Source organism: Pseudomonas sp. NPDC098747 (assembly GCF_044760045.1).
Classification (GTDB): domain Bacteria; phylum Pseudomonadota; class Gammaproteobacteria; order Pseudomonadales; family Pseudomonadaceae; genus Aquipseudomonas.
The window spans coordinates 69,025-77,271 of record NZ_JBIWAL010000026.1 but is presented as its reverse complement, the minus strand read 5'-3'; the positions used below and the strand labels follow the sequence as shown (position 1 = coordinate 77,271).

7 protein-coding genes and 2 tRNA genes are annotated in these 8,247 nt (G+C 58.0%); 7 read left to right on the top strand and 2 right to left on the bottom strand.

The genetic code is table 11. From position 1 onward, the window contains the following. On the top strand, positions 1-107 hold a 107-nt coding region (locus ACIQVE_RS17230), incomplete at its 5' end, for a cold-shock protein (protein WP_400755900.1). Between the two features lie 143 nt (positions 108-250). Here the strand turns inward: ACIQVE_RS17230 and ACIQVE_RS17225 are convergent. Next, positions 251-1,258, bottom strand: coding sequence for a DUF481 domain-containing protein (locus ACIQVE_RS17225; RefSeq protein ID WP_402810404.1), 1,008 nt, complete (start codon positions 1,256-1,258; stop codon positions 251-253). A gap of 164 nt (positions 1,259-1,422) precedes the next feature. Between ACIQVE_RS17225 and ACIQVE_RS17220 the strand changes: the two genes are divergently transcribed. The 4 genes from ACIQVE_RS17220 to ACIQVE_RS17205 all read left to right on the top strand — a co-directional run bounded on the left by ACIQVE_RS17220 (position 1,423) and on the right by ACIQVE_RS17205 (position 6,195). Next, positions 1,423-1,776, top strand: coding sequence for an MGMT family protein (locus ACIQVE_RS17220; protein ID WP_402810402.1), 354 nt, complete (start codon positions 1,423-1,425; stop codon positions 1,774-1,776). A gap of 43 nt (positions 1,777-1,819) precedes the next feature. Further along, complete coding sequence (locus tag ACIQVE_RS17215; RefSeq protein WP_402810401.1) at positions 1,820-3,379, top strand: AmpG family muropeptide MFS transporter; 1,560 nt, start codon at positions 1,820-1,822, stop codon at positions 3,377-3,379. A gap of 129 nt (positions 3,380-3,508) precedes the next feature. Further along, the gene (locus ACIQVE_RS17210; RefSeq protein ID WP_402810400.1) at positions 3,509-5,224 is read left to right on the top strand and encodes a proline--tRNA ligase; all 1,716 of its coding nucleotides are present in this window, start codon (positions 3,509-3,511) and stop codon (positions 5,222-5,224) included. A gap of 17 nt (positions 5,225-5,241) precedes the next feature. Beyond that, positions 5,242-6,195 carry a hypothetical protein gene (locus ACIQVE_RS17205; RefSeq protein ID WP_402810398.1) on the top strand — a complete coding sequence of 318 codons (954 nt, stop codon included), beginning with the start codon at positions 5,242-5,244 and terminating at the stop codon, positions 6,193-6,195. Between the two features lie 111 nt (positions 6,196-6,306). On the opposite strand, the gene dinB is transcribed toward ACIQVE_RS17205, so the two are convergent. Beyond that, positions 6,307-7,368: a DNA polymerase IV gene (dinB, locus tag ACIQVE_RS17200; RefSeq protein WP_047299997.1), complete on the bottom strand. Its 1,062-nt coding sequence runs from the start codon at positions 7,366-7,368 to the stop codon at positions 6,307-6,309. 280 nt (positions 7,369-7,648) lie between these two features. Between dinB and ACIQVE_RS17195 the strand changes: the two genes are divergently transcribed. Beyond that, positions 7,649-7,725, top strand: a tRNA-Met gene (locus ACIQVE_RS17195). A 221-nt stretch (positions 7,726-7,946) separates the two neighbouring features. Continuing rightward, positions 7,947-8,023: transfer RNA gene (locus ACIQVE_RS17190), tRNA-Met, on the top strand. Positions 8,024-8,247: the final 224 nt, after the last annotated feature.

The following is an 8,247-nucleotide window of genomic DNA, read 5'->3' as shown; positions in this document are numbered from 1 at the left end:
CTATCCAATCCGACGGCTTCAAAAGCCTGAAAGAAGGCCAACAGGTTTCTTTCATCGCTACCCGCGGTCAGAAAGGCATGCAAGCTGAGGAAGTACAAGTTATCTAACTTGTAGCTTCTTTAGAAAAGAGCCCCGCCCTTAAAAGCGGGGCTTTTTTGTGGGCGTCTGTTTTGTACAGACAAAAAAATCGCAGCATCCAGCAACCCTGTAGAAGTTGCCGGATGCTGCGTTTTTTGCTTTTGCCTCTACGTTACCAAGCCACGCCAAACCCGGCGGTATAACGGGTCTTGTTCAAATCCGCATCGTTGGTGCCGCTGATGATGTCACGCTCGGCCTTCAGGTTCAGAGATGCCCACTCGGTGACCTTGTAGCGCAAGCCCATCTCGGCATCCAGCGCGTAATTTGCCACGCCGGACAATGGCTTGCCGATTTCACCGTTTGTGAAGAACTCAACCTTCTTGCCGATCAGGTAGCGGTTGTAGTCCCACTTCATGGCGACAGAATAGAAGTTGTCCTTGCTGCCATCCTTGTATTCGTAATCGGTGCGGTTAAGCAGCGAACCCAGCGAGAACGCGCCCAGTTCGTTATCCCAGAACTGGTAACCCGGGCCGGTACCGACAACACGCTGGCGCGCCAGCTCTTCGATATGGTCGCGCTTATAGTTCAGACGCCCCTGCCAGAACCACTGATCGGTCAGGAAGCGGTCGAGGGAGTACTCGGCACGCCAGTTGTCGGTGGTGGTTACGTCGTCCTGCACTTCACGGTTGTATTCGCCTTCGGCGATGTGCCGCCAGCGGCCATGACGCGCCGAGGTCTTGAAGCCGACGTCGTAATCGTCGGTGTCCTTTTCCGCACGCTGATAGTCCAGCGCCAGATCGACATTACCCTTCCACACCAGATCCTCGACCACCGGTTTCGGCTTGAGAATCTGCTGAATGCTCGCCAGCTCAACAGTTTTTGGCGCTTCACCATTGGCCAGGGTGACCTTGCCGTCTTCAGCCGCCGTCAGCGACTTGGACACTTCACCCGTGTAGGCATCCTGCTTGACCAGCAAATGCTGATCACTGTCCAGGGTCTTGACCTCTTTCCAGTCAATCGTGACCGCCCCGGCATATTTGGTCTGGATCAACAGTTTACCGCCATCGAACACGGTGATGGTGCCGGTCAGCTTGTCACCGTTCTTCATCCAGACGGTGTCGGCAAGCAGGGGCGTGGATGCGCTACAAACAGCAAGGCACAGCAAGGTTCTGGAGAACATAAGCGAATCGAGGGCTCAAGTTTGCGGAAAAGGATCGGCATTATCCGGAGGAATAAGACCCTGACAAGGACTGACCGGACTATTTCCATTGAGTTCATTTCTCAACTGGCCGATGAGGGGTTACGCTTTAGGCATTACTTCCAGCCTACTCAGGACCCGCGTACGTGACAGACCCGACCCACAAAGGCGAAAGCGAGGCGCAAATCCGACGCACGGCGCTCTACTCGACCCTTGCGCAGGTGCCCGCAGGCAAAGTCGTCAGCTATGGTCAACTGGCTGACCTCGCCGGGTTGGGGCGCGCCGCCCGCTGGGTCGGCCGTACGCTCAGTCAGTTGCCCGGTGATACCAAACTGCCCTGGCACCGCGTTCTCGGTGCCGGCGGTCGGATCAGCCTGCCGGTGGGCAGCCCATCGGGCGATGAACAACGGGCGCGATTGCGCATGGAGGGCATCGCCGTCCTGAACAATCGTGTGGATATTCAGCGTCATGGCTGGCGTCCGGTAGAGCACAGCGGTTAGAGTGCGCGCTTTGTTCCCGCAATCTTGAGGCAGACTTCAGCCCATGCCCCGTAAAACCTGGCGCGCCGCGCTAGCCGCTTATGCCAGTCCTTCGACGCTCGTGCTGTTGTTGCTGGGTTTCGCCGCCGGCCTGCCGTACATGCTGGTGTTTTCCACGCTATCCGTCTGGCTGCGTGAAGCCGGTGTGGCCCGAGAAACCATCGGCTATGCCAGCCTGATCGGTCTGGCCTACGCATTCAAATGGGTCTGGTCACCACTGCTCGATCAATGGCGCCTGCCGTTCCTGGGCAAGCTTGGCCGTCGCCGTTCGTGGCTGGTGCTCTCGCAGACACTGGTGATTCTGGGCCTGATCGGCATGGGTTTCTGCGATCCGCAGAAGCATCTGTCCTGGCTGATCGCCATTGCCGTGATCGTTGCCTTCGCTTCCGCTACCCAAGACATCGCGGTCGATGCCTATCGACTGGAAATTGCCGACGACAGCCGACAAGCCGCACTGGCCGCCAGTTATATGTCGGGCTATCGCATCGCGGCGCTGCTGGCGACTGCCGGCGCACTGTTTTTTGCAGAAGGTTTTGGATCAACCGGTTTCAACTATCAGCACTCGGCCTGGGCCGGCACCTACTTGCTGTTCGGCGCGCTGATGATCCCTGCCCTGCTGACAACGCTGTTCATGCGCGAACCACCTGTGCCGTTGCGCACGCAATTGCAGGCCGGGCGCTACACCTTCATGCATCAACTGATGTCAGTGTTCGTGCTTATCGTCTTGCTGGTGTCCGTGCCGGCATTGTTCACGCAGCTCTACAACACCGACTTCGCCAGCGTGTTGTTCGAAGGCGAAAGCCTGCTCGACCTGCTGCTGGAAGACCGCGCCTTTTTGCGCGCCATCCTTTATACGCTGCTCACCGCACTGTGCCTGTCGGCCATGGGTCGTCGCGGGCTGGCACCGGTGCTGACGCCGGTCAACGACTTCATCCTGCGCTACCGCTGGCAAGCGCTTCTGCTGCTCGGGCTGATTGCCACCTATCGGATGTCGGACACGGTGATGGGCGTGATGGCCAACGTGTTCTATATCGACCAGGGTTTCACCAAGGATCAAATTGCCAGTGTCAGCAAGATATTCGGCCTGATCATGACCCTCGTCGGCGCCGGCATGGGCGGTCTGCTGATTGTTCGCTTCGGGATTCTGCCGATCCTGCTCATCGGCGGCGCAGCGTCGGCGGGCACCAACCTGCTGTTCCTGATGCTCGCCGACATGGGCCCGAACCTGCAGATGCTGATGGTGACCATTTCTCTGGACAACTTCAGTTCAGGTTTGGCGACGTCTGCGTTTGTCGCTTATCTGTCGAGCTTGACCAACCTGAAGTTCTCCGCGACGCAATATGCGCTGCTCAGTTCTATCATGCTCCTGCTGCCGCGCCTGATCGGCGGCTATTCCGGGGTGATGGTCGAGAAGTTCGGTTACCACAACTTCTTCCTGATTACTGCAATGCTCGGTGTGCCGACATTGGTGCTGATCGCTCTGCACTGGTTCCAGGAAAGCCGCCGCGAAGGCCCGACACCCACGCCCGAGCCTGCGCCGACGCCACTTGTGGAAGAATCGTAAGACGTTTCGCCAACGGCGGGAGGAATTCCGCCGTAGGACCTCACTGCCGGCCGCACTCCTGTACGTCAGCAAAACTCGCCGGTACACTGCTCCGTCATTTCCAGTCATAGCAACCGACAACGGCCAACCATGCGCACCAGTCAATTTTTGCTCGCCACACAGAAAGAAACGCCTTCCGATGCGGTCGTCATCAGCCACCAGCTGATGCTGCGCGCCGGCATGATCCGTAAACTCGCCTCGGGCCTGTACACCTGGCTGCCCATGGGCTTGCGGGTAATGCGCAAGGTTGAAGCCATCGTTCGTGAAGAAATGAACGCCGCCGGCTCTCTGGAAGTGTTGATGCCGAGCACCCAACCGGCCGAGCTGTGGCAGGAATCGGGGCGCTGGGAAGAATACGGCCCAGAGTTGCTGCGCTTCAAAGACCGCCACGGTCGTGACTTCTGCGCAGGCCCGACCCACGAAGAAGTGATCACCGATCTGATGCGCAACGAGTTGAGCAGCTATAAGCAGTTGCCAATCAACCTGTACCAGATCCAGACCAAATTCCGTGACGAAATCCGCCCACGCTTCGGTTTGATGCGCGGCCGCGAATTCATCATGAAGGACGCGTACTCCTTCCACGCCGATCAGCCGTCGCTGCAGGTCACTTATGACCGCATGCACCAGGCGTACTGCAACATATTCACGCGTCTGGGCCTGAAATTCCGCCCGGTTGAAGCCGACAACGGCTCGATCGGCGGCGCCGGTTCCCACGAGTTCCACGTGCTGGCCGAGTCCGGCGAAGACGATATCGTCTTCAGCAACGGTTCCGACTACGCGGCGAACATCGAGAAAGCCGAAGCAGTGCCACGCGAAACTTCGCGTCCTGCTGCGAGCGAAGAGCTGCGCCTGGTCGATACGCCAGACACCAAGACCATTGCCGCGCTGGTGGAAAAATTCAATCTACCGATTGAAAAGACCATCAAGACCCTGATCGTGCGTGCCGAAGAAGAAGGCAAGCTGATCGCTCTGGTTATTCGTGGCGACCACGAACTCAACGAGATCAAGGCAGCCCAGCAACCTGGCGTTGCCAGCCCGCTGGTCATGGCCACCGACGCCGAACTGCGTGACGCGATTGGCGCTGGCGCCGGTTCGCTCGGCCCGCTGAACCTGCCACTGCCAATCATCATCGACCGCTCGGTCGAACTGATGAGCGACTTCGGCATCGGTGCCAACATCGACGACAAGCACTACTTCGGCGTGAACTGGGAGCGTGATCTGCCGGTTCCAACCGTTGCCGACCTGCGTAACGTAGTTGCTGGCGACCCAAGCCCGGACGGCAAAGGCACTCTGGCAATCGCGCGCGGCATCGAAGTCGGGCACATCTTCCAGCTGGGCAACAAGTACAGCAAAGCGATGAAGTGCGAAGTGCTGGGCGAGAACGGCAAGCCTGTCACCCTGGAAATGGGTTGTTACGGTATTGGCGTGTCCCGCGTGGTGGCTGCCGCCATCGAGCAGAACAACGATGCAAACGGCATCATCTGGAGCGACACACTGGCGCCGTTCCAGATCGCCCTCGTACCGCTGCGCTATGAAACCGAGCAGGTGCGCGAAGCCACCGACAAGCTGTACGCAGAACTGACTGCGGCCGGTTTCGAAGTGCTGCTGGATGATCGCGACAAGAAAACCAGCCCGGGCATCAAGTTCGCGGACATGGAGCTGATCGGCATTCCACACCGGATCGTGGTCAGTGACCGCGGCCTCGCCGAAGGCAACCTGGAATACAAGAGCCGTACCGAAGGCGAGGCGCAAGCGCTGCCGGTGGCTGACGTATTGTCCTTCCTTCAGGCCCGTATCCGCCGCTGAAACCAGATAGAGACGTCATGTTCAAGCGAAACACCTTGGGCCTCGGAGGCACCGCCCTGTGCGGTGCCCTGCTGGTCAGCGGCTGTGCCAATCACATGTCACAACGCAGCGAGCACGAAGAGCGGGTCGAGCGAAAGTTGCTCGATCACAGCCTGCAGATCGATGTCGGTGAGCCCAAGGTACTTGAGCTGCCGCAGCGACGCGTGAAGATCAACGAGCAAAAGACTTTCGAAGTCACCGAATTCGAAGTCACCCGTCGTTACGATCGCTACACGCCTTACCAACCCTGGCGCGAGGTCTACGAGATTCCGCTGGGTGCGGTGGCGGTGGTCGGTGGTGTCGGCGCAAACGTAGTCAACGTTTTCGCGCTCGGCAATCTGCCGGACAGCGTGACCCGGGACTGGCTCAGCTACGGTTTTGCTGGGCTCAACCCGTTCATGAACGTGCAATCCAACGGTCGTGCGCAACAGAACCTAGCCGGGATCGATGAAATCCAGCGCGACAAGCGCACGGAGTATTCGAGCCTGCCATGGAGCGAGCGCCCGGTGCAGGTCAAGGCTGGCAAGCAGACCTTCGACATGACCACCGACCGTAACGGTGTGTTGCGCCTGAACCTGCTCGACAGTCCTTTTGCCGAAAATGACCTCAATCATGTCGGCAAATTGCAGATCAGCGTCGAGGATGCCAAGGATGACGTGCACTCTGACTCGTCCCTGATGATCAGCAGCCACCTGCGCGGCAAATTGCTGGAAGCGCACGGGCTGATCTACGACGATCTGGAAGATGACGAAGTCAGCGAGTGGGTCCATCGGGTCAAACGTCTCTCGGAACTGGGGCTGGAAGAAGAAGCCAGCGAACTGGAACAGAGCTTGATCGAATTGACGCGTAACGATCCTGAGTTGCAGGCTGAGTTTCTCAAGTCTTTGACGAAGGATGCCGGGCGACTGGTAGCGGATCCGGGACCGAATTAAGCGCTAAAGGCTTCGCGAGCAAGCTCGCTCCCACAGGGGATCTGTGTCATTCACAAATCCAATGTGGGAGCGAGCTTGCTCGCGAAGACACTCCAAGCATCACCCGCGCAATTACCGCTCAAACAACTCCATTTGCTCAAACCCACCCCGCAAGTCCTCCAGCCTCACCCCGACCCCCAGCAACCGCACGGGCTTGCCCCCACGATTGAACGCCTGCGTCAGCATTAACTGATAACTGCCCAAATCCCGCCCCGCCCCGGCCTGCTCCAGTGTGGTCTGGGTAAAGTCATGAAACTTCACTTTGACGAACGGCTTGCCCGGTCGATAACTGCTGTCAATTCGCGCCATACGGGTTTTCAGGGTTTCGAGCAGCTCGGGCAACTTGTCCAGGCAACTGCGCAAATCCGGCAGATCAACGTCGTAGGTGTTTTCCACGCTGATCGACTGACGACGACTGTCGTTGTGCACCAGCCGATCATCGATCCCACGGGCGAGACTCCACATTCGTTCACCGAAACTGCCGAATTCGCGCACCAGCGCCAGCTTGTCCCACTCGCGCAGGTGCTGACAGTCGACGATGCCGAGCCGGCCCAGTTTGTCAGCGGTGACTTTGCCCACACCGTGCAGCTTGCTTACCGGCAGGCCGCTGACAAAGTCTTCGACCTGATCGGGGGTGATGACGAACAATCCGTTGGGCTTCTTCCAGTCGCTGGCAATCTTCGCCAGAAACTTGTTCGGCGCCACGCCTGCGGAGACAGTGATATGCAACTGATTGGAAACGCGGCGGCGGATGTCCTGGGCAATGCGCGTGGCACTGCCGCCGAAATGCGCGCTGTCCGACACGTCGAGGTAGGCCTCATCCAGCGACAAAGGCTCGATCAAGTCGGTGTAATCGGCAAAGATCGTGTGAATTTCCTTTGACGCTTCACGGTAAGCATCCATGCGCGGCTTGACGATGGTCAGGTCGGGGCACAGCTTTAGAGCGTGCCCGGAGGACATGGCCGATCGCACGCCATACGCCCGCGCCTCGTAATTACAGGTGGCGATCACCCCACGCCGATCCGCCGACCCACCCACCGCCAACGGCTTGCCGGCCAGACGCGGGTCATCGCGCATCTCGATGGCGGCGTAGAAACAGTCACAGTCGACGTGGATGATTTTTCGCTGAGTCATGTCAGAAAAGGAAACGTGGCGAGCCGGATCGGCAGTATCTCACCCACACCTGTATATAGCACCAGTGGTCTGAATGTTCTTTTCCATCTGTAGGAAATGGCCGTTGAATTTATTTTCTCAATCGAAGAACGACCGCCAATAGAGCTGAAAGCCTTGCCCCACCTGCCCTGCGGCCTGCTCAAGGCATCAATAAAAGCGCTAACCGATTGAACCTCAACGGATTTTATTCAAATTGAAGGTTGACACCCCAGCGATCCTCTGTAGAATGCCGACACACAGACGCGGGATGGAGCAGTCTGGTAGCTCGTCGGGCTCATAACCCGAAGGTCGTCGGTTCAAATCCGGCTCCCGCAACCAAACATCAAAAAAGGCTACTCGAAAGAGTGGCCTTTTTTGTGCGTGCCTGTTTTGCAAAAACAAGCCCGTAACGAGCGCCCTCCTCCAAACGGGAATTCCTTGCATTTCCGATGGTTAACTCATCACCTGCGACCGTTTGACGCGATTTCACACTTATTTGACCCTTTACGGGATTAGCTGTTGACACCTCGCCGTTCGCCTGTAGAATGCCGCCACACAGACGCGGGATGGAGCAGTCTGGTAGCTCGTCGGGCTCATAACCCGAAGGTCGTCGGTTCAAATCCGGCTCCCGCAACCAAACATCAAAAAAGGCTACTCGAAAGAGTGGCCTTTTTTGTATCTGTGGAAAAAGTCCTTTCGCAACAATGAGCTGTCATCGTGCAGTGAACCGTCCAGGATCATCAGATGCGCCGGGCTGCGACTATGCTTGAGTCGCGGCGCAGACGTCTGCAATCCATGACTGCCCTCGCCGATCCTAGGTGAGAGGCGTAATATTTTGTGATTATTTTTTTCTACAGGGAT